Genomic DNA, 25774 nt, shown 5'->3' on the forward strand with positions numbered 1-25774 from the left:
AGTATTCCAGGCCGTGGGCGGAGTCAGCTGGCCATGCAGGCCGGTCCGAGCAACGCTTTCAGGTCGCCCATCAGCGCCGACGTCGGGTTCACGCGTAGTTGATCGTCGAGTTTCAGAGTGGTCTGCTTGTTGCCGCTGACCAGCCGCACGTGCACGTCGGCCGTCCCTGGATGACGCACCAGCACCTGCTTGAGTGCGCTGACCCGGTCCGCGGTGCACAGCCTGGTCGGCATGATCAGCGAGAGCGGCTTGTCCACACCCACGTGCGAAAGATCTGGCACCGCAAGATCATTGGCGGAGATCATCATGCTGTCGTCGCGTAGGTTCACCCGAGCCTTGACCAGGACGACGGCATCGGAGGCGATGTCCATGCCGTAGGCCTGATAGGCACGCGGGAAGAAGTACACCTCGACCCCACCGACCATGTCCTCGATTTGGACCACGGCATAGGACTCGCCCTTCTTGTTCACCCGTCGGGTGACCGCCGAGATGATCCCGCCGATGACGATCTGGGCCCCGTCCTTGACGTTGCCCTCGAGCAACGAGCTGATCGAGGTGTCGGTCTGCGCGGAGATGACGTGCTCGACGCCGTTCAGCGGATGCCCGGACACGTAGAGACCCAACATCTCTCGCTCCAGCGCGAGTTTGTGTTTGGTGTCCCACTCTTCTTCCGGCACCTTGACCGCGAAGGCGTCGTCGGTCACCCCTTCGCCGCCACCGGCATCACCGAAGAGGTCGAATTGACCGACTGCCTCAGCCTTCTTGGTGCCCAGAACCGCATCCACGGCATCGGCGTGCACGAGGAACAGGCCCTTTCGGGCATGGCCCAGCGAGTCGAACGCCCCCGCCTTGATGAGGGACTCGGTGACCTTCTTGTTGCAGGCCGTGACACTGATCTTGCCCAGGTAATCCGAGAAACTCGTGAAGTTCGACTTCTCTTCCCGCGCAGCCAGGATCGAGGCCACCACCCCCGTACCCACGTTGCGCACCGCGGCCAGGCCGAAGCGGATGTCGCCGCCGACCGCGGCGAAGTTCTGCTGCGACTCGTTGACGTCGGGCGGCAGCACGGTGATACCCAGGCGACGGCAGTCGGCCAGATAGATTGCGGCCTTGTCCTTGTCGTCGGCCACGGAGGTGAGTAGTCCGGCCATGTACTCGGCCGGATAGTTCGCCTTGAGGTAGGCCGTCCAGAACGAGACCAGGCCGTAGCCGGCGGCGTGCGATTTGTTGAAGGCGTAGCCGGCGAACGGGAGAATGGTGTCCCACAGCGCCTTGATGGCCGCCTCGGAGAAGCCGTTGTCCAGCATACCCTGGCGGAAACCGGCATACGCTTTCTCGAGCTCCGACAGCTTCTTCTTACCCATGGCGCGACGCAGGAGGTCGGCCTGTCCGAGCGAGTACCCGGCGACCTTCTGGGCGATCTGCATGATCTGCTCTTGGTAGACGATCAGGCCGTAGGTGTCGGCGAGGATCTCCTTGAGAGGTTCCTCGAGTTCAGGGTGGATGGGCGAGACGGGCTGCCGGTTGTTCTTGCGATCGGCATAGTCGTTGTGGGCGTTCATGCCCATCGGACCGGGGCGGTACAGCGCGAGGACGGCGACGATGTCCCCGAACCCGGTGGGCTGCATGCGCTTGAGGAGCTCGCGCATCGGGCCACCGTCGAGCTGGAAGACGCCTAACGTGTCGCCCCTCGCCAGCAGCTCATAGGTCTTCGGATCGTCCAACGGCAACGAATCCAGATCGAGATCCATGGTGCGGTTGAGTTTGAGGTTGTCGATCGCGTCGCCGATGACCGTGAGGTTGCGAAGCCCCAGGAAGTCCATCTTCAGCAGCCCGATGGCCTCGCACGACGGGTAGTCCCAGCCGGTGATGATGGCGCCGTCCTGGGCACGCTTCCAGACGGGTATCGCCTCGGTCAGCGGCTCCGACGACATGATCACCGCGCAGGCGTGTACGCCCGCGTTGCGGATCAGGCCTTCCAGCCCCAGCGCGGTGTCGTAGATCTTCTTGACGTCCGGGTCGGTCTCGATCAGCTGGCGGACTTCGCTGGCCTCTTTGTACCGCTCGTGCGAGCTGTCCGTGATGCCGGCGATCGTGATGTCCTTGGCCATGATCGGCGGCGGCAGCGCCTTCGCGATCCGGTCCGCGATCGCGTACCCGGGCTGACCGAACTGGACGCGGGCCGAGTCCTTGATGGCGGCCTTGGTCTTGATGGTGCCGAAGGTGATGACCTGGGCGACCTTGTCGCTGCCCCAGCGCTCGGTCGCATACCGCACCATGTCGCCGCGGCGGCGATCATCGAAGTCGATGTCGATATCGGGCATCGACACACGCTCGGGGTTGAGGAATCGCTCGAAGAGCAGTCCGTACGGGATGGGGTCGATGTTCGTGATGCCCAGAGCCCAGGCCACCAGTGATCCGGCAGCGGAACCGCGACCCGGACCCACCCGGATCCCGACCTCGTTCGCGTGGCGGATGAGGTCACCGACGACGAGAAAGTACGCCGGAAAACCCATCTGGATGATGACGTCGAGCTCGTAGTTGGCGCGTTCGAGGTACTCCTGGGGCACCTCGCGACCGGGGAACCGCCGGTTCTTGAGACCTTCGACGACCTCTTTGCGCAGCCAGGTCTGCTGAGTCTGTCCTTCCGGCACCGGGAACACCGGCATCCGGTCGCGGTGCTCGAAGACCTCCGCGTAGCTCTGCACCCGCTCACCGATGAGCAGGGTGTTGTCGCAACCACCCGGGACCTCGGAGTCCCAGAGCTCGCGCATCTCGGCGGCGGATTTGAGGTAGTAGCCGTCGCCGTCGAACTTGAAGCGAGTCGGGTCCGAGAGCGTCTTGCCGGTCTGCACACACAGCAACGCCTCGTGGCTCGCGGCATGCCCCTTGGTGACGTAGTGACAGTCATTGGTCACCAGCGGCGGGATCCCGAGTTTGCGGCCGATCTCCAGCAACCCGTCCCGGACCCGGCTCTCGATCTCGAGGCCGTGCTCCATCAGCTCGAGAAAAAAGTTCTCCTTGCCGAAGATGTCCTGCCACTTGGCTGCGGCCTCGAGGGCCTCCTGGTCGTGGCCGAGGCGCAAGCGGGTCTGCACCTCACCTGAAGGACACCCGGTGGTCGCGATGATGCCTTCGGCATGGGTGGCGATGATCTCCGCGTCCATCCGCGACCACTTACCGAGCTGACCCTCGATCGAGGCGAGCGAGGACAGTTTGAACAAGTTCTTCAGACCGGTCGCGTTCTCGGCGACCATCGTCATGTGGGTGTATGCGCCGCTACCGGAGACGTCATCACCCTTTTGATCCCGGTTGCCCCACAACACCCGCTTGGTGTTGAAGCGCGACTCGGGCGCGATGTACGCCTCGATACCGATGATCGGCTTGATGTCCATCTTGGTGGCGACGTTGTAGAACTCGCTGCCGCCGAACATGTTTCCGTGGTCGGTCATGCCGATCGAAGTCATCTCGAGGCGCTTGGCCTCGGCAATCATCGGGTTGACCTTGGCCGCCCCGTCGAGCATCGAGTACTCGGTGTGGTTGTGCAGATGGACAAACGAATCCGACACGCGTCGCCTCTCATTTCGAACCCACGAACGCCTGCGGCTACCCGAGATCAACTCCGACGCCGCAAGAACCCTCAGTCTAGGCGGGGCCACCGACGCGGTTCGGCAGGCGCGGCGCAGTGGTGCCGAAGTGGTGACGGTGGGTCTGATGTGACTGGGATCGAGACCTCTCACCGTCGCCCCAGAACGGCTCGGGCGACGAGTGCGGCTCAGGCGACCAGAACGGCTCAGGCGACGAGGAGAATCGCCACCAAGATGGCGACGGCTATGACCACCAACCCGATGAACAGCGCGATCATCACGGCGTTCGAGCCCGACTGGTCATCCTTGCCGCCGGCTCGATGCGGCGCGCTCTGGTGCTGCGGTGAGATCTGGGCCGCATTCTGCTGGGGCCCGGAATGACTAGAGACCCCCTGCGCGGGACGAGAAGCTTGGCCGTATTGGGGGCCCTGACCGTAGAGGGAACTCCGGCCGTACTGCGGACCTTGGCCGTACTGGGAGCTGGGAGCGGGCGTGTTCGATCTGGAACCGGCCTGCCCTGGCGGAGGTGTCGAATACCGCGTCGCGCCCTGCTGAACCGGTCTCGACGAATTCGACGACCGGTCGGGCACGCCCTGGAACGACCCCTGACCACCGCTCTGCCGGAACGCAGATTGCAAGGCATCGGTGAACTGTCTGCAATTGGCGAAACGATCATCGGCTTCCTTCGCCATCGCCTTGGCGATCACCGAGTCCACGGCCGGAGGGACCGCAGGCACCAGCTCCGACAACTTGGGAACAGGTTTGCTCAGATGCCCGGTGATGACATCGGCCGTGCTGTCACCCTTGAACGGCACCCGACCGGCGATGAGATGAAAGGTCGTCGCCGCCAACGAATATTGATCGGTCCGCGGATCGACCTGCTGACCTTTGAGTTGTTCGGGCGACGCATACGACAACGTCGCCAGCACGGTGCCGACGACCGTGAGCGACTCGGTCTCGTTCGCGGCCTTCGCCACGCCGAAGTCGGTGAGCAACACGCGCTGTTCGTCGGCCAGGCTCGGATCAAGGCTCCCATCGACCTCGGACAGCAGGATGTTGGCAGGCTTGATGTCACGGTGCAGCAGTTGCTTACGATGTGCGTAGTCCAGCCCGCGCGCGATCTCCGACGCGATCCGGACCACCCGCTCTGGTGGCAGACCCACCTGCGAACCCGCCTTCTCCTGCGTCCGGTGCAGTTCCTGCGCACAGTCGGTACCCGCGACGTACTGCATCGAGATCCACAGCATGCCGTCGCTGCGCCCGCGGTTGTAGATGGTCACGATGTTCGGGTGATCGAGCCCGGCGGCGACCTCTGCCTCACGCAAGAAACGCTTACGGAACTGCTCGTCCTCACCGACCTGCTCGCCAAGCACCTTGATCGCGTCGCTACGCGGCAGTTCCGGGTGTTTCGCGAGGTAGACAGCGCCCATCCCACCGCTGCCGAGCGCCCGCTCCACCCGGTAACCGGCGATCCAGGACCCCGGCTGCAACATGATCTCCCCTATCGGCCCGCGGGCACCGTGCTCGAGTCGCGCCCCACCTGGTCTGTGTCCATCCATCGTCGATTTCTAGGGGACACCCTATAACGACCTACGCTGCGGGAATCGCTCCATCGTCAGGGGTCGGTGCGACAACGGTCGTCATCGTCGGCAACAACGGGACCACAGAAAAGAGCCCGGAAGAGGCGTCTGCAGGCAACGCCTGCACTGCCCGCACCTGCGACATCTCGGCCAACGTCCGCAGCCGATCGAGCGACGCCCGCACCACGACGCCGATCACGCACACACAGCCCGCGCGCAGGCGCGCGGCTGCGACGTCGCCGACGGCGCGGGCGCGTTCGGTACCGGTGGACCGCTGGAGCACAGATACCGCAGCGACCTGAGACGAGGCGATGAAGGACGATTCGGTGTTGCCGCTGGGTACCGCCACGGTCGGCGTCTGCACGCGATCGATCGGCACGTTGAAGATGCTCTGCGACAACGACGTCGAGGCGTTCCGGGGCATCGAGGTGTTCTGGGTCAACGACCAGACGTCCACGGTCTCCATGGGGTCCACCAGCGAGATCAGCGCCCACCGCTCGTCATCGGCCCCGCTCAGCGAGGCCTCGGCACGGACGAGATACGCCGATACCTCCTCGCCGTTGTCCGGGCCGAGCACATCGCCCGTGATCACCGGAGCGGGTACCGGATTGAGCCGGCCGACAACGTAGAGCCCTGCCACGAGCACACCCACGACGAGTACCACGGTACATGCGGTACGGGCGGCTGAGTTCACCGAAGCTAACCGGCCCGCAATTCGTCCAGCGCATGCTGGAGATCGGCGGGGTATGGACTGGTGAACTCCACCAGTCGACCGTCGGACGGATGAGCGAACGACAGTGCTCGGGCGTGCAGCCATTGCCGCTCGAGCCCCAACCGCTTGGAGAGCACCGGGTCGGCGCCGTAGGTCAGGTCGCCGCAGCACGGGTGGTGCAGGGCGGAGAAGTGCACCCGGATCTGATGGGTCCGGCCGGTCTCGAGATGGACGTCGAGCAGGCTCGCAGAACGGAACATCTCGACCGTGTCGTAATGGGTGATGCTCGGTTTTCCCGTGGCGGAGACGGTGAACTTCCAGTCGTTGCCGCGGCTGCGGCCGATGGGTGCGTCGATGGTGCCACTCGGAGGGTCGGGATGTCCCTGCACGATGGCGTGGTACCGCTTGTCGACGGTCCGCTGCTTGAAGGCCCGCTTGAGCAACGTGTAGGCCCGCTCGGAGACCGCCACGACCATGACCCCGGAAGTCCCCACGTCGAGGCGATGCACAATGCCCTGTCGCTCATGCGAACCCGACGTGGAGATCCGGAAACCTGCGGCCGCGAGGCCACCGATCACGGTCGGTCCGGTCCAGCCGACCGATGCGTGGGCGGCCACCCCGACCGGCTTGTCCACGACTACGATGTCGTCATCGGAGTAGATGATCTCCATGCCCTCAACCGGCTGGGCCTCGATGGTCAGAACCCGGGCGGGTGCGGGCAACAGGACATCGAGCCATTGACCGCCGACCAGCTTGTGCGACTTGCCCACCGCGACACCGTCGACACTGATGTCCCCGTCATCGGCCAGCGTGGCCGCCACCGTGCGGGAGAGACCGAGCAGGCGTGCCACCCCGGCGTCGAGCCGCATGCCCTCGAGCCCTTCGGGGATCGGCATGGATCGTGCTTCGCGCATCAGTGTTCCTGTCGCTTGCCATTGTCCGAGGCCTCGGACCGCTCGTTCGCCGATGGAGTCGACGAAGTCTTCGACTCCCGCACTGCGGGCACATCGGTCTCCGACTCCGGTGGTGCATTCTTTCCGGTGCGGGTGCCGTCGAACTCGAACCCGAACAACGTCAGACCGACCAGCAGGACCGCACCGCACACGACCGCCGAGTCGGCGATGTTGAACACCGGCCACCAGCCGACGGACATGAAGTCCACCACGTGTCCGCGCAGCGGACCGGGCGCGCGAAAGATTCGGTCGATCAGGTTGCCCAGCGCACCGCCGAGCACCAGTCCGAGGCCCAGCGCCCACCAGATCGACCCGAGTCGCTTGCTGTACCGGATGATGCCCGCGACCACCGCGAGGGCGACGATCGTCAGGATCCAGGTATAGCCGGTGGCCATCGAGAAGGCAGCGCCACTGTTGCGGACGAGTTTGAAGGTGACGGTGTCGCCGATGATCTCGACGGGGTCGCCGGGTTCGATGAGGGCGACGGCGAGGATCTTGGTGATCAGGTCGGCGGTCAACACGACCGCGGCGACGATGAGCAATACCAGCCACATTCTTGGCCGGGGTCGGACACCGGTCGGGTCGACGGAATCGTCCGCGGCGGGTGGGGTGGGGTCGGTCGTCACCTGACCATCATCCACGATCGGCTCGATACGCTGGCTGCCGTGTCCTCTCCAGCTCCTGCGCGCATTCCCCATCGACTCCAGATCTCCCGCCTGCTCACCCCACCCGTGGTGGTCGCCGCGGTGACCCTGCTGACCCTCGGACTGGCGGGTTGCGGCTCGGACGACGATCAACCGCCGCCACCGGCACCGACCGGTTGCGCCACGGACTCCACAGCCGGGCAGAGCGCAGCGGCGCTGCTACCGGTCCCTCCGGCGAAGGTCACCATCCTCGATCCTGGCGTCGAGCCGCGGTCTGTCCCGTTGAGCGGATTCGACCGCGCAAACGCGCAGTCCGCGCAGCTGGTCACCACATCCACGTCATCGTCACCCCCCACCGACCAAGGTCCGGCGACGACGGCGACCACAGTGGATCTGCCCTTGACCGCGCGGGTGAACTGCTCTGATGCCACCGACATAGATCTGCGGATCGGGGCTGCGGGGTCACCCGACACCGCCCTCAACCAAGCGCTCAAGGCCCAGGACGGGTCGCGGGCCGGCATGAGCATCGGCCCCGGCGTCGTCCCGATCTCCTTGCGGATCCTCCCGGGTGAAGGCGCCGACGACACCGCGCGGCAGGCGGTCGAGGAATCCCTGTTCGCCACGTTCCAGCGGTCGGTGACACTTCCCACAGAACCCGTGGGTGTGGGCGCGCGCTGGGAGGCGGTCCGCACGGTCAACGCCGGCGCCACCGTCCGTCAGACGATCACCGCAACCCTCACCAAACGGGAGGGTGACGTGCTGACCGTCGATTACAGCGTGGATGAATCGCCCGTCGGTTCCACGTTCCGTCTGCCCGACGGGGGTGTGCTCACCATCGAGAGCTACTCGATGACCGGCACGGGAACCGTGGTCGTCGACCTGGCCCGCGGCGTCCCGGTGTCCGGGCAGTCGAAGATATCGGGCGGGCGCACGCTGATCGGCGCGGACGCGAGCCAGCCGTTCAGTCAGCTCCTCGGGTTCGAGTCGACCTGGTCGCCAGGACAGTGACGGGTCGCCCGGGACACAGACAAGCGGCGGCCCCGCGATCAGATCGCGGGGCCGCCGTTGATACTGCTCGGGCGAGAACCTAGCTACTCGCCGGGCACATCGGGCTCTTGACGTTGGCACCGCTCAGGAGCAGGCACACGGTTGTCGACGAGAGCTTCCACGTGCCGTTGTCGAAGACGATGAGGGCTTCTACCTGCTGCTGCGGAGCGTCCGGCAACTGGACCTTGACGTTGGCCTTGGCCTGGTTCGTCCCGGCCGGACGCACCGGTGCGACGATCTCGTAGGTCAGGTCAGGGTTCGCTTCGCGACCTGCGACGAGCTTGTCGAAGAGCGCCGGGTCCTTCTCCGAACCCTCGACGAGTTCGGTCTTCTCCGTCGCCGGGACGTTCGGATCGAGAGCCTTCTCCAGCATCTGGTTGAGAGCAGCAGCCGTCGGCGGCTTCTTGGCGTCGGTCAGGCCACCACCGCCGGTGCTCGTCTCCGAGGACGCGGTCGTGCTGGTCGTTGTGGTCGGGTCGTCGCTACCGCCGTCGTCGGAACAGGCAGCGATGGACAGAAAGGCGCACACGGCAACGCCGGCGGTCACGAACTTGCGAAACTTCAAAATCCGTCCTTCTCATTGACACCTCAACACCTCGAAAAGTGTGCAGGTGAGATCTGGTCGTCAGGCCGCTGGGGCCATTGGTCCTGCACCACTATGCCAAAAACATATGGATTTGACGCGTGCCCACCGTCGGCAGAAGCTATCGAGCATGGTCAAGACGGGTGCGGTGGTGTCGGTTCTCACCACCGGCGGAACGATTGCCAGCCGTGGATTCGCCGATGGCGCCCGGCCCGACGTCAGTGGCGGCGATCTCGTCCTAGGCATCGCGCCAACTGACATCGCGCTCCACGTCCGCGAGATCTTGCACGTCGACTCGTCGGCCATCCTCCCGGCGGATCAGGACGCCATCCGAATCGCAGTCGAGGCGGAGCTAGCCGATCCCGCCGTCCGCGGTGTCGTCGTGACCCATGGCACCGACACCATGGAAGAAACGGCGATGTTGCTCGACCTCATGCATTCCGATCCCCGGCCGGTCATCATGACCGGGGCGCAGCGTCCGGCCGACTCCCCCGATGCCGATGGCCCCGCGAATCTGTCGGCGGCCATCACAGCGGCCGCTGACGAGCACCTTCGGGACCGGGGCGTGCTGATCGCGATGGGTGACACGCTGACGCCCGCTCGCGGTGCGACCAAACTCGACAGCGGGGCTCCCGCTCCGTTCGCCGCTGTCCGCCCCGATCTGCCCCGACCGGTACTCCCGCCGACTTCCATCGCCGGAACGAGGGTGGATCTGCTCGCCCTGCACCCCGGCGTCGACCCGGCCCTGCTCGACTGGAGCGCAGACCGCGGGGCAGCCGGGATCGTTTTGGCAGCAACGGGTTCCGGCAACACCCACGCCGACGTTGTCGACGCGGTGGCGCGGGTCATCGACCGTGGAGTGGTCGTGGTGGTGTGCTCGCGGGTCCCGAAGGGCCACGTGATCGCGCACTACGGAGGTGGCGGCGGGGCCGTCGACCTGACCAACCGCGGCGCCGTCATCTCTCCGTGGCTCCGCGCCTCCCAGTCTCGAATAGCGTTGCAGGCCATACTCGCCGGCGGCGGTGGACGCTCCGAGGTCGCCGAGTTCTTCGCCACCGCATGACGCGAGCGCGTCCCGCATCACTCCTCTTCCGCCGCCGCCGCTTTCAGGAACTCATCCGGCCAATCCAGGGTGTGCAGCGAGTCCGCTTCTTCCAGCGCCGGGTCGTCGAGAGCGAAGGTCTTCGCGAATCCGGGTCCACTGCTGCGGGTCTCGAAACGGACGGTTACCCGGCCATGGCCGCTGCCCTGCACCCAGCCGAGTCCGTGTTCGGGATGTCGCACATCGTTACCGGTTGACCACCGCAGTCGGTCTGCCTCCGGGTTGCGGCCACCGGGATGGAACGCCTCTTCGGTCGACGACTCGTCGGCGCTGCATTGCGCCCCCTCGAACTCGTCCAACTCCGGGAACATCGAGAACTGTTGCACCGCAGTCAAACCCGAGTACCCTACCCCGACGAGCCTGATGGGTCCGATCTGTTGTGGATCGATCGCCAGGCGCTGCGCCGCGGCGGCGAGGACCGGCAATTCGGTCGTCGCCGCCGGCAACGTGCTCGATCGGGTCAGTACCGACATGTCCGACTTCTTCAGCTTGACGACCACCGTCCGCGACCCCCGCCCGTCGCTCAGCAACCGCCGGTGAGCCGAGGCCGCGGCGCGCTCGACGGCTGCGCGCAGCCGGACCAGATCGGTGATGTCCTCGGCGAAGGTCGATTCCGCGCTGATCTGTTTGGCCGACGCCCGTTCGGCGACAGGCCGGTCATCCACGCCTTGCGCAAGCAGGTGCAACCCCGGGCCCACCGTGGCACCCAAGACCGACGACACTTCCACCGGCGACATCCGGGCGAGATCACCGATGGTGTCGATCCCCAACCGCTGCAGCCGCTCTCCCGCAACCGGGCCGATGCCCCACAGCTTGCGCACCGGCAAGCGCGCGAGGAACTCCCGCTGCTCGGCGGGAGTGACGACGACAACCCCATCCGGCTTGGCCATCCCGGAGGCGATCTTGGCAATCTGCTTGCCGCTCCCGAAGCCCACCGACGCGGCCAGACCTACTTCGTCGCTGATCTGTTTACGCACCCGCTCCGCGAACGCCCGGGCATCGTCGGCGTCCGCACCGGCCAACTCCGCGGGTTCACCGAACGCCTCGTCGAACGAGAGCATCTCGATCACGGGCACCAATTCACGGATGAGGCCGAACACGCGGACACTCACCGCCCGGTAGACCGATCCGCGCGGTGGCAGCACCACGGCGCCGGACCCGACGAGTCGTCGCGCCTGGTGCATCGGCATCGCAGAATGGGCTCCGAAGACGCGTGCCTCGTAGCTGCAGCCGGCCACGACCCCCCGGCCGCCCAGTCCCCCGACCAGCACTGGGCGGCCGCGCAGTGTCGGCCGCGTGAGCTGCTCGACGGACGCGAAGAACGCATCCATGTCGATGTGCATCACCCATCGGGAACTACTGTTCCCGTCTTCCTGCCGCACAAGATCGATGGTAAGCCTCCTCGGCTCTCTCAGGTGCGCGGCTGCGCGATCAGTTCGAAGACCGGTATCGATCCAGCTGCGGACAGCAACTCAGCGTCGGTTGACTTGGCCGTGATCTTGACCGGCATCAACGCCCCGACCTCCCAGCCCCACCGCTTGAGGTAGGGCCGCAGTACAACCGGCTTGTCCTCGAGGGCGACCTCGAGCGCACGGTAGGTGACTGCGTTCCTGCCACCACGCAAGGCGCAGCTTCCCGCCGCACGGACGTTGCGCGACCACTGGGTGTCGCCGCGTGCGCCGATCAGGTAGGTACGACCACCGAGCCGGAGCGGATTGACCGGAATACGTTGCAGATTACCGGACTTGCGTCCCCGGACCTCGAGCGTCCTGGCGCCGGCGAACCTGATGCCGCGATTGGCCAACCAGGCGACCATGCCGTTGAAGAAGTGGACGCTCTTGCCGGGGCGGTTGTAGTGGGTCGTTGCGGTCATGGTGGGCTCCTTGATCGGAAATCGGATCAGAGAGCACTGCTCTCTGTTCTTCGAGTGTGCACCCCCCGCCCCCGAAAAGCAAGAGCACCGCTCTCCGTTATGGCACGATCGATAGATGACCGACTCCCCGATCCCCGATCAACTGACGCCACGAGCACAGGCCAGGGCACGCACGCAGGAACGGATCCTCGAACTCGGTCGCGAACACCTCGCCACCTACGGCGCGGCCGCGCTGTCCTTGCGCGCCATCGCCCGTGACCTCGACCTGGTGTCGTCAGCGGTGTACCGGTACGTGGCCTCGCGGGACGACCTACTGACCCTGCTGGTCGTCGACGCCTACACAGAACTCGCCGATCGGGTCCTCGAGGCGCACGCCGCCGCGCCCGCCGACGATGCCCGCGAGCAGTTGAAACTGAGCTGCCGTGCCTTCCGGGACTGGGCGGTGGCCGAACCGGCCCGTTACGCGCTGCTGTACGGCAGCCCGGTTCCCGGATATCAAGCGCCTGCAGAACAGACGACCGAACCCGGCACCCGCGTGGTCGGACTCCTCGTGCGGACGTTCGCCGCGGCCGACGAGCACATCGTGTTCGCCTCGCCGGAGGCCGCCGCCCTGCCGACGCTGGACTTCGACTCGGTCACCAGCGAGTTCGATGTGCAGATGAGCGACGACGCCATGCACGCCGCACTCGCGCTGTGGGCCATCACCGTCGGGCTCACCAGTCTCGAGGTGTTCGGCCAGTTCGGCGCCGAGCCTCCCATCGATCTGTCGGTACTGTTCACCGTGCAGATCGACGGGCTGCTCGACCGGGTCGGCCTCCCCGCCTCCCGATAATGGGGCCTTGTGGCGAACAAAAGACCAGGTAGGGTCCGCCAAAAGGGCACACTATCGGGTCAGGCCTTGGAGATGGTGGCCTGAACTCCGTCGCCGAGGGCGATCCAGGGACCCGTGGGATCCTCGGAACGACCGTCGACAAGCTCCAGATCGACCGCGAGGATCTCCCCGGCGATCAGGTCGCGATGGCGCTGCGCCCATTCCAGGTGATCGGCCGGGACGGCCAGGACCACCCTGATGCGGTCGGACACGTCGAGACCGGCCGACCGCCGCGCCTCCTGCAGTTCGCGGACCCGGTCCTTCGCCCAGCCCTCGGCCTCGAGTTCCTCGGTGACCGCGGTGTCGAGCACGACCAGGCCGGCGGCGGCCGGGAGCTCGGCCGTCGACTCCGGCTTCACCGCAACGAGTTTGCGGGTGAACTCGCCGTCCAACAGTTCGATGCCGTCGGCGCTCACCACCTCGACACCGTCACGCTCGGTGATGCTGACGTTCCCCGACTTGACCGCCTTGATGACTCGCTGCACGTCCTTACCCAGCCGTGGTCCGGCGACTCTCGCGTTCACCGCCAGCTCCACTCGCCCGTACTGATCGGCGTCCTCGGTCAGTTGCACCGACTTCACGTTCATCTCGTCGGCGATGAGGTCGGTGTACGGCGCCAGCCGCGCGGCGTCGGCCGATGCGATTGTCAACGACGGCAACGGAAGTCGCACACGCAGCTTGTTCGCCTTGCGCAGACTGGACGCGACCGAGCACACCGCCTGTACGTCGTCCATCGCCGCGACCAGCTCTGTGTCCGCGGGGAGTTCATCGTCGGTCGGCCAGTCGGTCAGATGTACCGACCGCTCCCCCGTCAGCCCACGCCAGATCGCCTCGGTGGCCAGCGGCAGCAGCGGAGCCGCAAGGCGGCACGCCACCTCGAGCACGGTGTAGAGCGTGTCGAATGCTTCCGGGGCCTCGTCCTGGCCCGCCCAGAACCGCGAACGTGAGCGCCGCACATACCAATTGGTGAGTGCGTCGCAGAAGTGCCGGAACTCCTCGCATGCACCGGCGACGTCGTAGGTCTCCAGCTGCCCGGTCATCGCGTCGCGGGTCGCGGCGGCCTTGGCGAGGATGTACCGGTCCAGGACGTTGGTCGACGCGGTGCTCCACTGTGCGGGCCGCTCGGCATACAACTGCAAGAAGCTGTAGGCGTTCCACAGCGGCAGCAGCGCCTGCCGGACACCCTCACGGATACCGCGCTCTGTGACAACGAGATTGCCGCCCCGCAGGATCGGCGACGCCATCAAGAACCACCGCATGGCGTCGCTGCCGTCGCGGTCGAACACCTCGTTCACGTCGGGGTAGTTCCGCTTCGACTTCGACATCTTCTGTCCGTCATCGCCCAGGACGATGCCGTGGGCGGCGACCGTTCGGAACGCCGGCTTGTCGAACAGCGCCGTGGACAGCACGTGCAGGTTGTAGAACCATCCGCGCGTCTGCCCGTTGTACTCGACGATGAAATCACCGGGACTGTGTCCGGGTTCGGTATCGGTGCCCTCGAACCAATCAGTGTTCTCGAACGGATAGTGCACCTGGGCAAACGGCATCGATCCCGATTCGAACCAGCAGTCGAGGACCTCGGGTACCCGGCGCATGGCCGACTTGCCGCTGAGATCATCGGGATTGGCGCGCGTCAGCTCGTCGATGTGTGGCCGGTGCAGGTTGTCCGGGCGCACCCCGAAGTCGCGCTCGAGTTCATCGAGGCTGCCGTACACGTCCACGCGCGGGTACTCGGGATCGTCGGACACCCACACCGGGATGGGTGCACCCCAGTAACGGTTGCGGCTGATGTTCCAGTCGCGAGCACCTTCGAGCCATTTGCCGAATTGGCCGTCACGGATGTGTTCCGGTGACCATTCGATCTGCTTGTTCAGCTCCACCATGCGATCACGGAACGTCGTGACGGCAACGAACCACGACGGAACAGCCATGTATATCAACGGTTTTCCGGACCGCCACGAGTGCGGGTAGGAGTGCTCGATCGTCTCGTGGCGCAGGACCTTTGCGGCCGCCTTGAGGTCTTTGATGATCACCGGGTTGGCGTCGAAGACCATCAGGCCCTCATACGGCGGCACGAGCGCGGTGAACTTGCCGCCGGGATCGAGTGGTTGGACCACCTCGATGCCGTAGGCCGTCGCGAGCTCCATGTCCTCTTCACCGAAGGCCGGCGCCAGGTGCACTATTCCGGTACCGCTCTCGGTGGTGACGTAGTCGCCGAGCAGTACTCGATGAGCACCCTCGTGGCCGAGGAAGAAATCGAACGGGGGCCGGTACTTCAGGTTTTCGAGCTGCGCACCGGTGTAGGTTCCGAGAACCTCGGGGGCGTCACCCAGTTCGCGTGCGTAGGAGCCGAGCAGAGCAGCCGCGAGTAGATACTGCTTCCCGTCCTCGGCGCGTACATGGCTGTACTCGGTGGCGGGATTGACGGCGATTGCGAGGTTCGATGGAAGCGTCCACGGCGTGGTCGTCCAGATCAGTGCGTCGACACCGTTCAGTTCGGCGGGACCGGAGTCACCCGTGTCCAACGTCATCCGCACCGTGAGAGCCGGATCCTGCCGCATCTTGTACGCGTCGTCGAGCTTGCTCTCCTGGTTCGACAGGGGTGTCTGCTCGTACCAGGAGTACGGCAGGACCCGGTAGCCCTGATAGACCAGCCCCTTGTCATGGAGGGCCTTGAAAGCCCACATCACCGATTCCATGAAATCGATGTCGAGGGTCTTGTAGTCGTTGTCGAAGTCCACCCAGCGGGCCTGACGGGTGACGTACTCGCGCCACTCGTCGGCGTACCGCATCACCGACGCGCGGCAGTAGTCGTTGAACTTGGCCACACCCATCGTCTCGATCTGCGACTTGTCGGTGATACCCAGCTGCCGCTCGGCCTCGAGCTCGGCGGGCAGACCGTGGGTGTCCCACCCGAAACGTCGGTCCACTTTCTTGCCGCGCATGGTCTGGAAGCGGGGCACCAGGTCTTTGACGTACCCGGTCAGTAGATGACCGTAGTGCGGCAGACCGTTGGCGAACGGCGGGCCGTCGTAGAAGACGAACTCGGGGGCATCGCTGCGATTGTCGATGGACGCGCGGAAGGTGTCGTCGGACTGCCAGTAGGCGAGGACCCGTTCCTCCACCTCGGGGAACGATGGCGCGCCCGACTTCGATCCGTCGGTCAGATCGACGACCGGGTAGACCCGGCCGGTCTGCGATGCGGTGTCCGGCTTCGGTCCGTTGTCGGACGTAGCCGTCGGGTTCTGTGGATTCATTGCCGTCTCCTCGTGCGCTGGCGTTGCTGCCTGGGCACGGGGACGAACCGACTGCTACGTCGGCCGCGGTACCACCCCGCTTGCGCCGGAAAAGGCGCCACTCACTCGATCAACCGGCGGACCGGCAAAATCGTCCGAGGCGTTGACGGGCCTCACCCGCCTGGTTCTACTGAGGGCCTTACAGCCCCGTTCTTCCAGGTGCTCCCCGGTGATGGCCGGATCAACGCGAATACAAGTCTAACTCGGCCTGTCGAACCGTATTTCTTCGGTCGGCGGATCGTCGTTGCCGTGGCGCGAGATCCGAGGCATCCGTCCGGTCACCTCATTGTCGGATTCGGGCTGCCGCGATTCGGGACCTTCCTCAAGGTCCGATTCTGTGGACCGATCCCGAACCTCGTCAGCGTCTTCGTCAGCGCGACCGTCATCACTCGTGTCCTCGCGCGCCGGCTCACTGTCAGGGCGGCCGATCCCGAGCAGGTCGGCGATCAAGAACCCCACGCCGATCACGCAGACGACGATGCAGGCGATCGCAAGCCACAACAGACCGCTGAAGAGGGCCCCCACCAGCAGGACGAATCCCACCAGGGTGGCCCCCAGCGCCAGCACCAGCACAGCAGTGTCCTAGTAGTCGAAAACGTCGGCGAAGTTCAGCCGGCGGTCAGTTGCCAGGCTTGCTGAACCCGCCCGAGTTGGTGAATCCACCATTACCCGGATCGGAAGAGAAGGCGTCGCCGCCACGCGCGTTGTCGACCGGTGCCGCGCTGCCCCGTTGCTGCAACTCCTCGAGCTGCGACTCCAGGTACGTCTTGAGGCGGGTCCGGTACTCGCGTTCGAAGGTCTTGAGCTGTTCGATTCGACCTTCGAGCACCGACCGCTGCTGGTTGATGGTGCCCATGATCTCGGTGTGCTTGCGCTCGGCGTCGGCCTGCAGGGCATCGGCCTTTTCCTGAGCCTGTCGCGTCTGCGTCTCGGCGCGGGTCTGCGAGTCGGCCAAGATCGCCTCGGAACGCTGCCGGGCATCGCTCAGCATCGCCTCCGACTTGGAGCGGGCATCGCCCACAAGCGCATCAGCGCGAGCGCGGGCATCGGTGACCATTGCCTCGGACTCGCTACGAGCGTTGTTCGTGAGGCGATCGGCGGTCTCCTGAGCCAGGCCGAGCACGCGGGCAGCCCGAACGCTGTGGTCCTCACCCTGGGGCGCGGCCTGCGCAACGGGTTCCGGAGCCGGTGCTGCGGGTTGCGCGAATGTCTGCGTTGCAGGCTCTGCCGCCGGTGCGGGTGATTTCTTGGCCTGATCGACCTCACCCTCGAGCTCTTCGACCCGCTGTTTCAGGTCGGAGTTCTCTTCGATCAAACGCGCCAGCTCGGCCTCGACAAAGTCGAGGAACTGGTCTACCTCGTCCTCGTTGTAGCCGCGTTTGCCGATCGGCGGTTTGCTGAACGCGACGTTGTGCACATCAGCTGGTGTCAGCCGCATTGGTCGGTCCCCTTATACCTTGTGTCGAGCATTGGTCTTCTACTTGTGTAGGTGCTGGCTCAGCTGCGCGCCGATCCATGAATCACTGTTCCGATCGACCCGGAATGTGGGTCGGTCAGCCATATTATTCACGATCAACATCCAGGCTGTAACTGGCGTCCATCCTGTCACACTAGAACCGTTCGTCGCACCCTGTGGTTGCTATGTCGAAATCAAACGGTCTCCAAAACGAACCATTTACTGCGGCGCGCCGGACATCTGTGACCCGTTTGTTATCAACCTACTCGATACTAGTGCGCCGATCTCGGAGCCGGCGACTGGGACGGCGTCTCGGCGAGTCGCATCCGTCCATCGGCGACGACGGGGTGGCCGATGCCTCAGCGCGTCAGGGCGCGACCAGCGACATCGCGATCAGGACCACGATCATGGTGATCATCAGAGACAGGTCGAGCCGGACCGGGCCGAGAGGGATCGGCGGCAAAATCTTCCGCAGGGCCTTGATGGGCGGATCAGTCGTCGTGAACACGCTCTCGATCACCACCACCGAGGCTCCGGTGGGTCGCCATTCCCTGGCAAAGGTTCGGACCAACTCGATCACCAGGCGCCCCAGGAGCAGCAGCCAATAGATGAAGAGGATGTAGTAAAGAATTTCGCGGGCGATCGTCACGACACAACTCTGCCTGAAATCGGACGCAAATGGGAAAACGGCAGGACGCGCCGACCCCCGAGCGACCTACTGATGGTTGTAGAAACCGGTTTCAGCGATCTTGCGGCGATCCTCGGGCGAGACGTCGATGTCGGACGGAGCGAGCAGGAACACCTTGGTGGCGACCTTGTCGAACGAGCCGTGCAGCGCGAACGCCAGGCCGGCAGCGAAATCGACGAGTCGCTTGGCGTCCGCATTCGTCATTTCCACGAGATCCATGATCACCGGACTGCCGTCACGGAACCGCTCCCCGATCGTGCGTGCCTCGGCGTAGCTGCTGGGTCGCAGGGTGGTGATCTTGCCCAGCGGGCTGCCTTCCTCGAAGACCCGGTCGATCTCGGCGCGCGAATCGAGCGCGAGCGCACCGCGGGTACTCGCTCCGACGGACGGGCCCGGCCGGGAAGCGGTGGGCCGTGCCGACGACAGCGGCTCGAGGCGCCCGGAGACGCGGGCCGGAGCCGCCGCGTAGCGGTCGATGGCCTCGAACTGGGGCCGACGCGCGCCGGCGTAGGCGTACTCGGGAACGCGCTCGTACTCACCTTCGCGGAAGTCGGCCTCCCGGAAGTCCCGATCCTCGACCTCGTCGCGGTAGAAGGGCCTCGCGGCGGCGGGCTCGTCGGCGTACTCCCGGTATTCGGGATCCCGGTAGTCCGCCTCGTCGCGGTAGTCGCGGTCGTAGCGACGCGCCCGGGCGGGGGCAGGATCGGCGAGGTAGTCGTCTTCGTAGTCACCGGGCGGGACCATGCCGAAGTACGCCTTGAACTTGTGGATGGTGCTCATCGCATTTCCTCTTTCAGCCGCGGCCGGTACTCGACAATCCCTGTTAGTCATGGTGCTCGTGTTACTCATGTGACTAACCGTTAGGGCGAGATTACTGGTCGCTCGCCCATGATCGCGGTACCGACACGCACGCATGTCGATCCGTACTCGACAGCAATTTCCAAGTCGCCCGACATCCCCGCCGACAATTCGACGGCACCGGGGTGGTCGGCGACAAACCGCTGATGTATACCGGCGGCCTTGGCCATCCAGGCCTCGGCCGATCCGTGTAGCGGGGTGATGACCATCAGTCCGCACAGCCGCAGGTTGGCACTCTGCTCGATGTCGTCGGCCAATGCGGGCAGTTCTCCCTCGACGACCCCACCACGCCCCTTGGCCTCGTCGTCGTCCAGGCCGATCTGGATCAACACCTCCAGCGTCCCGTCGCGGTCCCCACCCTCACGGGCGCCCCCGACGGCACGATCGAGGGCAGTCGCCAGTTTCGTGCTGTCCACCGAATGCACGCGATCAGCCCACCGCGCAACTGTTTTCGCCTTGTTCCGTTGGAGTTGACCGATCATGTGGAACCGCAGATCGCCGCGGCCGGTGGTGGCCCGGACCTCCTCGGCCTTGCGGCCGGCCTCCGGTTCACGTGATTCACCGAACTCGGCCGCGCCGGACTCCACGAGCGCAATCACATCCGATGCCGGGAAGAACTTGGTGACCGGGAGCAGTTGCACGTCGGACGGCTCGCGCCCCGCGGCGGCGCAAGCCGCGTCGACCCGGCCGCGTACAGCGCTGAGTCTCGACGCGAGCTCGGTGCGGCGACCGGCAGGATCACTTCCGCCAAGATCAGGCACTGCCCGTATCCATCCAGATGACGGACGCGATGCGGCCGGTCGGCGCATCGCGTCGGTGACTGAAGAGTGCGACGTCGGTGATCGTGCACCGTGGGTCCTGCGCCACCGCCGAAACGCCCGCGGCCAGGAGTTGACGTCTGATACCCGCCCGGAGGTCGAGTCCCGGGGTGCCCTTGGCAGTGCGGGTGGCGCTACCGGGCAGATGCCGCTCGACGTCCGCCTGCATGTCAGCAGGCACCTCGTACTGGGCTCCGCTCGCGGCAGGACCCAGGAAACCGCCGATCCTGCTGACCTTGGCGCCCGCCCGTTCCATCTCCTCGAGTACGCGGGGCACGATGCCGATACGGGCTCCGACACGTCCCGCATGCACGGCGGCGATCACGCCCGCCTCCTCGTCGCTAAGCAGCAGCGGCACGCAGTCTGCGCTCAAGACGGCCAGCGCCAGATCCTTTCTCGTCGTCACCAGTGCGTCGGTGGCAGGCACAGGTTCGGACACGGGACCGTCGACCGTGGTGACGTTGCGGCTGTGGATCTGTTCCATCCACACCACGCGGGCGGGATCGACACCTATCTTCTCGGCGAGTCGAACCCGGTTCTGGCGCACCGCCTCCGGGTCGTCACCGACGTGGTCACCGAGATTGAACGATGCGAACGGTCCGGACGAGAAGCCACCCGCCCGCGCGGTGACGACCCGCCTGACCCGAAACCCCTCGGAGGCACTGGACCCCACCGAAGCACTCAGCGTTTCATGAACGGCGGAACGTCCACCTCGTCATCGGCCTCGTCCATCCCGTGCGCGGGACGCGACGACGTTCGCGGCGACCTGTCGTCGGCGAACGGATCGCCGGCAGGAACCTGGGCGAACAGCGGATCGCGGCGATCGGCATCGCTCTTGCCGTTCGCACTGCCGTTGGCGACGCGTCCCGAGCCGGCGGCGGCACTGGTGCGGGCCGCAGCAGTGGCTGCGGACTCGACCGGTTTGCGGGCCGGGGCACCACTGTCGAAGCCGGCGGCGATGACGGTCACCCGTACCTCGTCGCCGAGGTTGTCGTCGATGACCGTTCCGAAGATGATGTTGGCATCGACATGTGCGGCTTCCTGCACCAGCGTCGCGGCCTCGTTGATCTCGAACAATCCGAGATCGCTGCCACCGGCGATGGAGATCAGGACCCCGTGGGCGCCTTCCATCGATGCTTCGAGCAGCGGTGAGTTTATTGCCGATTCCGCAGCCTTGGTCGCGCGGTTCTCGCCGCGCGACGAGCCGATACCCATCAGCGCACTGCCGGCGTTGCTCATCACGCCCTTGACGTCCGCGAAGTCGACGTTGATCAGGCCGGGCGTGGTGATCAGGTCTGTGATGCCCTGGACGCCATTGAGCAGGACCTCATCCGCACTGCGGAAGGCATCCATGAGGCTGACGGCCGCGTCCCCCATCTGCAGGAGACGGTCGTTGGGGATCACGATCAATGTGTCGCAGGACTCGCGCAGCGACGTGATTCCGACCTCGGCCTGTCCGCCGCGCCGTTTGCCCTCGAAAGAGAACGGCCTGGTGACCACACCAACGGTCAGCGCGCCGAGTTTGCGGGCGATACTCGCGACCACGGGGGCGCCACCGGTGCCGGTCCCGCCGCCCTCGCCTGCGGTGACGAAGACCATGTCGGCGCCCTTGATGAGCTCCTCGATCTCGTCTTTCGCGTCTTCGGCGGCGCGGCGGCCGACCTCGGGATCGGCTCCGGCGCCGAGCCCACGGGTGGAGTCACGACCGACGTCGAGCTTGACGTCGGCATCACTCATCAGCAGGGCTTGTGCATCGGTGTTGATGGCGATGAACTCGACACCTTTGAGTCCTTGTTCGATCATGCGGTTGACGGCATTGACTCCGCCGCCGCCAATACCGACGACCTTGATCACGGCAAGGTAGTTGTGCGGGGGCGTCATAGCGCTCGCCTTCCTTTTGGTCTAGTTCCGAACCAGCTGGCTCTGCAGCGCACGGCTTCGGAGAACAAAACCCTCAACCTAAACCACAGGCTTAGAGTTATGTCAAGTAGTCGCGTGCTGATGGAAACGCTAAGCATCTTTGGTGGGTGGAGCCAGCAAGCGCCGCGGCGTGTCGCCACAAACTCTGCGAATTGCGCCCGAAACGGCTATTTGAAGGTCGGATTCTGCGGACTGGACACGTTGTACTCGGTGCCCTCCTGCGTCAGCACGTGCCGCAGGGTTTCCGCCTTCTCCGCGTTTCGCTCGTCGTCGCCCCAGACAACGGTGCGTTTGTCCTTGAGCCGCAAGACGATATCGACCGGGGAATCGACCTCGATGGCGGCGATCTGATCTCGCACGTAGGGAGGAACTTCACCCATCACCGTCAACGCGGCCCGTGTGGACGGATCGCCCGATCCGGGATTCGCGGTTCTGAGTTCGGCGAGCCCGGGCGGCGGATCCTGTTGGGCGAACTCGAATCCCAATTTGTCCATCAGGTACTTCTGACCGTCACGCTGGGTGAAGACCACAGCGACCCTTTCGACAACCGAGATCGTGATCGTCGAGGGGTATTCGCGCTTGACCCTGACCGTGGCGATACGCGGGATCATCGACACCCGCTGAGCAGCTGCGGCGGTGTCGACCTGCATGAGTGGCTGGCCCTCGGAAAGGGCTGCCGCAGAAAGGATTTCTTCCGCCGGCACCACCGAGTTGCCCGCCACGTCGATGGTCCGGACCGACATCAGCGGTGTGAAGTACGCGACGACGAATGCAGCGATCACCACCAGTATCGTGACGATCGTCGTCACCAGCAAGCGCATCCCACTCACGGCTGGCCTGCGGACGCCACGGGTCCGGTCCCGGCGACGCGTCCGGGAACCCGCCCCCGAGTCGTTGTCCTCGTCTTCGTCGATGTCGTCGCTGCCGTCGTCGAGGTCGTCTGGCTCGGCGCCCTCGACGTACGGATGGGCACCGCGGGCGGGGATCGTCAGATCCGCCAGCACTGTGAGGTCGTCATCCTCGAGGTCGGCCCGCTCGAGATCTGGGGGCTCAGGGTCGCGCCCGGCCCGATCACCGCGACGGGCGTCGTCACCACCACGAGGGCGGCGACGATCGCTCATCTGTGTCCCCCGGAGGACGGATCGGTGTCACCCCGAGGTGCCCGGGACGCCGCGCGCAGCGCATCGACGATCTCGGGTGCCTGGATCGTGACATCACCCGCACCGATGGTCAGCACGACGTCGTCGGGTTGCGCGAGCTGCGCGACCTGATCCGGTAGCGCAGAGACATCCGGTTGAAAGGCAACCGGTCGTGTCACTTTCTCGGCGATGGTGAACCCGCTGATCCCGGGGACCGGCTGCTCCCTGGCGCCGTAGACATCGAGGACGATCACCTGGTCGGCCAGATCCAGCGCAGCGGCGAACTCGGTCGCGAAGGCCCCGGTGCGCGAATAGAGGTGGGGCTGGAACACCGCGACCACACGTCCGCCGTCGGCGTCGACCATGTCGCGCGCGGCCGTCAGGACCGCTCGCACCTCCGTCGGGTGATGGGCGTAGTCGTCGTAGACCCGAATCCTGCCGATCCGGCCACGCAACTGAAATCTGCGGTGCACGCCGGCGAAACCTTCGAGGCCTTCGATGACCTCGGCCACGGGTGCGCCTACGCAGACACCTGCGACCAACGCCGCAACAGCGTTGAGCGCCATATGTTTTCCGGGCACCGTCAAGGCAATGGTGTGCTCGGTGACGTCGATGCCATCACCGGCCGGATCGGCGAACCGGATGCGGGCGACACCGCCGCCGTCCTTGCTCTGCCAGCTCAGCAATCGCGCGATCGGCTCGAGTCCACCGGCGAGGTCGCTGTGCACACCTTCGCCGTAACCGAGCACCGCGACACCGCGTTCGGCCAGTCGGGGCGACACCCTGGCCGCCAACGCGGCCGAACCCGGGTCGTCGAGACACACGATCAGGCTGCCACCGGGCCGGATACAGTCGGCGAAGTCGTCGAAGACCTGGACGTAGGCTTCGGTGCTCCCGAAGTAATCAAGATGGTCGGACTCGACGTTGGTCACCACGGCGACGGTCGGCGAGTACTGCAGCAGCGAACCGTCGCTCTCGTCGGCCTCGGCGACGAACACACCGCCGGACCCGTGATGGGCGTTCGTGCCGGATTCGTTGAGCTCGCCGCCCACCGCGAACGACGGGTTGAAGCCGCAATGCTGTAGTGCGACCACCGTCATCGACGTCGTCGACGTCTTCCCGTGTGTGCCCGCGATCAAGAGGTTGGTATACCCCTCCATCAACGTCGCGAGGACCGCAGGCCGGAGCAGAACGGGGATGCCGCGTTCGCGGGCCGCCACCAGTTCGGGGTTCGTCTTCGGAATCGCCGCCAGTGTCGTCACCACCACGGTCGGGCCGCCGTCGAGCAACTCGAGTGCCGCCGGGTCGTGCCCGATGTGGATCTTCGCGCCCCTGGTCCGCAGATCGATGACGCCACGTGATTCCTTGGCGTCACTTCCCGACACCTGGCCGCCGCGGGCCAGCAGGATCCTGGCCAGCCCGGACATCCCGGCGCCGCCGATTCCTACCATGTGCACACGGGAAAGAGCTTGTGGCAGAGACTGATCCGCCTGAGGAGTTGCCGAGTTGTTCATCGCTGTCCCCTACTGCGGCGCGAGCGTGCCAACTCGATGCCTGCCGCGGCAACGGCGTGGGCCGCACCGCGCGCACCGGCACCTGCCGCCGCGAGCGACATCGCCGACAGCTTGGCGGGGTCGGTCAGCAGTGGCGGGATCGTCTGCGCCACATACTCGGGCGTGAGGTCGGCATCGTCGACGAGGAGTCCACCACCTGCTGCCACCAGTGGTGCGGCGTTGAGCCGCTGCTCGCCGTTTCCGTGCGGCAAGGGCACGTAGACCGCAGGTAGCCCGGTCGCCGACACTTCGGCCACCGTCATGGCGCCCGCGCGGCAGATCGCGAGGTCCGCGGCGGCGTACGCAAGATCCATCCTGGAGACGTAAGGCACCCCCACATATGGCGGCGACCCGTCGAAGTGCTCGATGGTGTTCTTCTTGCCGTATGCGTGCAGGACACCGATCTTGTTGTCCGCCAACACTTGCGCCGCGCCGCGTACGGCATCGTTCAGACTTCGCGCACCCTGCGAACCGCCGAAGACCAGCACGGTCGGCGCATCCGGATCGAGACCGAAATACGCCCGGGCCTCCGCCCGCAGAGCGCCTCGGTCAAGATCGGAGATCGCGGCACGAACCGGGATGCCCACCACATCGGCCGACTCCAACCCGGACCCGGGAACCGCGACGAGAATCCGCTGCGCGAGTCGGGCGCCCACCTTGTTGGCGATTCCCGCACGTGCGTTCGCCTCGTGGATCACCACCGGCAGCCGGTTCCCTGCTCGCACATGCATACGGGCGGCCAGGTACGCGGGTAGCGCCACGTAGCCACCGAATCCGATCACCACGTCGGCATCGACCTCGGCGAGCACCCTCCGGGTGGCCGCGACCGATGCACGAAGGCGTAGCGGCAGCTTTGCCAGATCGGCATTGGGCTTGCGGGGCAACGGAACCGGCGGAATCAGTTCGAGGCGGTACCCACGCTCCGGCACCAGGGTGGTCTCGAGTCCGCGAGCGGTGCCCAGAGCGGTCACCCGGATCGTCGGGTCGATGTCCATCAGGGCGTCGGCCACCGCCATCGCGGGCTCGATATGGCCCGCCGTACCCCCACCGGCCACCACGATCGACAGCGGTGCGGTCGGCTCACTCATATCCTC

22 protein-coding genes are annotated in these 25774 nt (G+C 65.7%); 3 read left to right on the forward strand and 19 right to left on the reverse strand.

All coding sequences use genetic code 11. The features are described from left to right. Window positions 1–23: 23 nt before the first annotated feature. The 5 genes from dnaE to lspA all read right to left on the reverse strand — a co-directional run bounded on the left by dnaE (window position 24) and on the right by lspA (window position 7458). Complete coding sequence (dnaE, locus tag BFL43_RS13240) at window positions 24–3569, reverse strand: DNA polymerase III subunit alpha (RefSeq protein ID WP_084893011.1); 3546 nt, start codon at window positions 3567–3569, stop codon at window positions 24–26. A 224-nt stretch (window positions 3570–3793) separates the two neighbouring features. Further along, a complete protein-coding gene (locus tag BFL43_RS13245) occupies window positions 3794–5080 on the reverse strand; it encodes a serine/threonine-protein kinase (protein ID WP_084893069.1) in 1287 nt (428 codons plus the stop codon). Window positions 5081–5177: 97 nt separating this feature from the next. Further along, the gene (locus BFL43_RS13250; protein WP_143695295.1) at window positions 5178–5861 is read right to left on the reverse strand and encodes a hypothetical protein; all 684 of its coding nucleotides are present in this window, start codon (window positions 5859–5861) and stop codon (window positions 5178–5180) included. Window positions 5862–5866: 5 nt separating this feature from the next. After that, entirely contained in the window at window positions 5867–6793 is a 927-nt protein-coding gene (locus tag BFL43_RS13255; protein WP_084893014.1) for an RluA family pseudouridine synthase, read from the reverse strand. Beyond that, window positions 6793–7458: a signal peptidase II gene (lspA, locus tag BFL43_RS13260; protein ID WP_240498230.1), complete on the reverse strand. Its 666-nt coding sequence runs from the start codon at window positions 7456–7458 to the stop codon at window positions 6793–6795. The genes BFL43_RS13255 and lspA overlap by 1 nt, the downstream gene beginning before the upstream one ends. Window positions 7459–7497: 39 nt before the next feature. On the opposite strand from lspA, the gene BFL43_RS13265 reads away from it, so the two are divergent. Continuing rightward, window positions 7498–8484: a hypothetical protein gene (locus tag BFL43_RS13265; protein WP_240498231.1), complete on the forward strand. Its 987-nt coding sequence runs from the start codon at window positions 7498–7500 to the stop codon at window positions 8482–8484. Window positions 8485–8563: 79 nt separating this feature from the next. Here the strand turns inward: BFL43_RS13265 and BFL43_RS13270 are convergent, their stop codons facing one another. Continuing rightward, window positions 8564–9088 (reverse strand): hypothetical protein, encoded by a 525-nt coding sequence (locus BFL43_RS13270; protein ID WP_168176630.1) that lies wholly within the window; start codon window positions 9086–9088, stop codon window positions 8564–8566. Window positions 9089–9236: 148 nt separating this feature from the next. Between BFL43_RS13270 and BFL43_RS13275 the strand changes: the two genes are divergently transcribed. Then, entirely contained in the window at window positions 9237–10169 is a 933-nt protein-coding gene (locus BFL43_RS13275) for an asparaginase (RefSeq protein ID WP_084893017.1), read from the forward strand. A gap of 17 nt (window positions 10170–10186) precedes the next feature. Here BFL43_RS13275 and BFL43_RS13280 read toward each other — a convergent pair whose 3' ends face one another. Both BFL43_RS13280 and BFL43_RS13285 read right to left on the reverse strand, forming a co-directional pair. Continuing rightward, the gene (locus tag BFL43_RS13280; RefSeq protein ID WP_276206109.1) at window positions 10187–11590 is read right to left on the reverse strand and encodes a DNA polymerase IV; all 1404 of its coding nucleotides are present in this window, start codon (window positions 11588–11590) and stop codon (window positions 10187–10189) included. Window positions 11591–11619: 29 nt separating this feature from the next. Next, on the reverse strand, window positions 11620–12081 hold the full coding sequence (locus BFL43_RS13285; RefSeq protein ID WP_084893018.1) for a nitroreductase/quinone reductase family protein: 462 nt from the start codon (window positions 12079–12081) through the stop codon (window positions 11620–11622). A gap of 115 nt (window positions 12082–12196) precedes the next feature. Between BFL43_RS13285 and BFL43_RS13290 the strand changes: the two genes are divergently transcribed. Beyond that, window positions 12197–12913 carry a TetR/AcrR family transcriptional regulator gene (locus tag BFL43_RS13290; protein ID WP_084893019.1) on the forward strand — a complete coding sequence of 239 codons (717 nt, stop codon included), beginning with the start codon at window positions 12197–12199 and terminating at the stop codon, window positions 12911–12913. A gap of 59 nt (window positions 12914–12972) precedes the next feature. Here the strand turns inward: BFL43_RS13290 and ileS are convergent, their stop codons facing one another. From ileS to murG, 11 genes are all read right to left on the reverse strand, one after another. Continuing rightward, on the reverse strand, window positions 12973–16209 hold the full coding sequence (gene ileS / locus BFL43_RS13295; RefSeq protein WP_084893020.1) for an isoleucine--tRNA ligase: 3237 nt from the start codon (window positions 16207–16209) through the stop codon (window positions 12973–12975). 237 nt (window positions 16210–16446) lie between these two features. Beyond that, window positions 16447–16821 carry an O-antigen ligase domain-containing protein gene (locus tag BFL43_RS13300; protein WP_084893021.1) on the reverse strand — a complete coding sequence of 125 codons (375 nt, stop codon included), beginning with the start codon at window positions 16819–16821 and terminating at the stop codon, window positions 16447–16449. A 46-nt stretch (window positions 16822–16867) separates the two neighbouring features. Next, window positions 16868–17686, reverse strand: coding sequence for a DivIVA domain-containing protein (locus tag BFL43_RS13305; protein ID WP_084893022.1), 819 nt, complete (start codon window positions 17684–17686; stop codon window positions 16868–16870). A 385-nt stretch (window positions 17687–18071) separates the two neighbouring features. Then, window positions 18072–18353, reverse strand: coding sequence for a YggT family protein (locus tag BFL43_RS13310; RefSeq protein WP_084837059.1), 282 nt, complete (start codon window positions 18351–18353; stop codon window positions 18072–18074). A 66-nt stretch (window positions 18354–18419) separates the two neighbouring features. Continuing rightward, window positions 18420–19172, reverse strand: a complete 753-nt coding sequence (gene sepF, locus BFL43_RS13315) for a cell division protein SepF (protein ID WP_084893023.1) — start codon at window positions 19170–19172, stop codon at window positions 18420–18422. 80 nt (window positions 19173–19252) lie between these two features. After that, window positions 19253–20011: a YggS family pyridoxal phosphate-dependent enzyme gene (locus BFL43_RS13320; protein WP_240498232.1), complete on the reverse strand. Its 759-nt coding sequence runs from the start codon at window positions 20009–20011 to the stop codon at window positions 19253–19255. Then, entirely contained in the window at window positions 20004–20741 is a 738-nt protein-coding gene (gene pgeF / locus BFL43_RS13325) for a peptidoglycan editing factor PgeF (RefSeq protein ID WP_084893025.1), read from the reverse strand. The genes BFL43_RS13320 and pgeF overlap by 8 nt, the downstream gene beginning before the upstream one ends. Before the next feature lie 8 nt (window positions 20742–20749). Then, window positions 20750–21949 (reverse strand): cell division protein FtsZ, encoded by a 1200-nt coding sequence (gene ftsZ / locus BFL43_RS13330; RefSeq protein WP_084893026.1) that lies wholly within the window; start codon window positions 21947–21949, stop codon window positions 20750–20752. A 206-nt stretch (window positions 21950–22155) separates the two neighbouring features. Continuing rightward, complete coding sequence (locus BFL43_RS13335) at window positions 22156–23109, reverse strand: FtsQ-type POTRA domain-containing protein (RefSeq protein WP_084893027.1); 954 nt, start codon at window positions 23107–23109, stop codon at window positions 22156–22158. Further along, entirely contained in the window at window positions 23106–24641 is a 1536-nt protein-coding gene (gene murC / locus BFL43_RS13340; protein ID WP_084893028.1) for a UDP-N-acetylmuramate--L-alanine ligase, read from the reverse strand. Before murC ends, BFL43_RS13335 begins: the two co-directional genes overlap by 4 nt. Next, window positions 24638–25768, reverse strand: a complete 1131-nt coding sequence (murG, locus tag BFL43_RS13345; RefSeq protein ID WP_084893029.1) for an undecaprenyldiphospho-muramoylpentapeptide beta-N-acetylglucosaminyltransferase — start codon at window positions 25766–25768, stop codon at window positions 24638–24640. The genes murC and murG overlap by 4 nt, the downstream gene beginning before the upstream one ends. Window positions 25769–25774 lie beyond the last annotated feature (6 nt).

It is taken from the genome of Williamsia sp. 1135, from assembly GCF_002095395.1.
Taxonomy (GTDB): domain Bacteria; phylum Actinomycetota; class Actinomycetes; order Mycobacteriales; family Mycobacteriaceae; genus Williamsia.

Excerpts from the sequence above, each read along its gene's own strand:
- BFL43_RS13245 (WP_084893069.1), bottom strand. The coding sequence starts at position 5,080 with ATGTTGCAGCCGGGGTCCTGGATCGCCGGTTACCGGGTGGAGCGGGCG.
- BFL43_RS13255 (WP_084893014.1), bottom strand. The coding sequence starts at position 6,793 with ATGCGCGAAGCACGATCCATGCCGATCCCCGAAGGGCTCGAGGGCATG.
- BFL43_RS13275 (WP_084893017.1), top strand. The coding sequence starts at position 9,237 with ATGGTCAAGACGGGTGCGGTGGTGTCGGTTCTCACCACCGGCGGAACG.
- BFL43_RS13285 (WP_084893018.1), bottom strand. The coding sequence starts at position 12,081 with ATGACCGCAACGACCCACTACAACCGCCCCGGCAAGAGCGTCCACTTC.
- BFL43_RS13290 (WP_084893019.1), top strand. The coding sequence starts at position 12,197 with ATGACCGACTCCCCGATCCCCGATCAACTGACGCCACGAGCACAGGCC.
- ileS (WP_084893020.1), bottom strand. The coding sequence starts at position 16,209 with ATGAATCCACAGAACCCGACGGCTACGTCCGACAACGGACCGAAGCCG.
- BFL43_RS13305 (WP_084893022.1), bottom strand. The coding sequence starts at position 17,686 with ATGCGGCTGACACCAGCTGATGTGCACAACGTCGCGTTCAGCAAACCG.
- sepF (WP_084893023.1), bottom strand. The coding sequence starts at position 19,172 with ATGAGCACCATCCACAAGTTCAAGGCGTACTTCGGCATGGTCCCGCCC.
- ftsZ (WP_084893026.1), bottom strand. The coding sequence starts at position 21,949 with ATGACGCCCCCGCACAACTACCTTGCCGTGATCAAGGTCGTCGGTATT.
- BFL43_RS13335 (WP_084893027.1), bottom strand. The coding sequence starts at position 23,109 with ATGAGCGATCGTCGCCGCCCTCGTGGTGGTGACGACGCCCGTCGCGGT.
- murC (WP_084893028.1), bottom strand. The coding sequence starts at position 24,641 with ATGAACAACTCGGCAACTCCTCAGGCGGATCAGTCTCTGCCACAAGCT.
- murG (WP_084893029.1), bottom strand. The coding sequence starts at position 25,768 with ATGAGTGAGCCGACCGCACCGCTGTCGATCGTGGTGGCCGGTGGGGGT.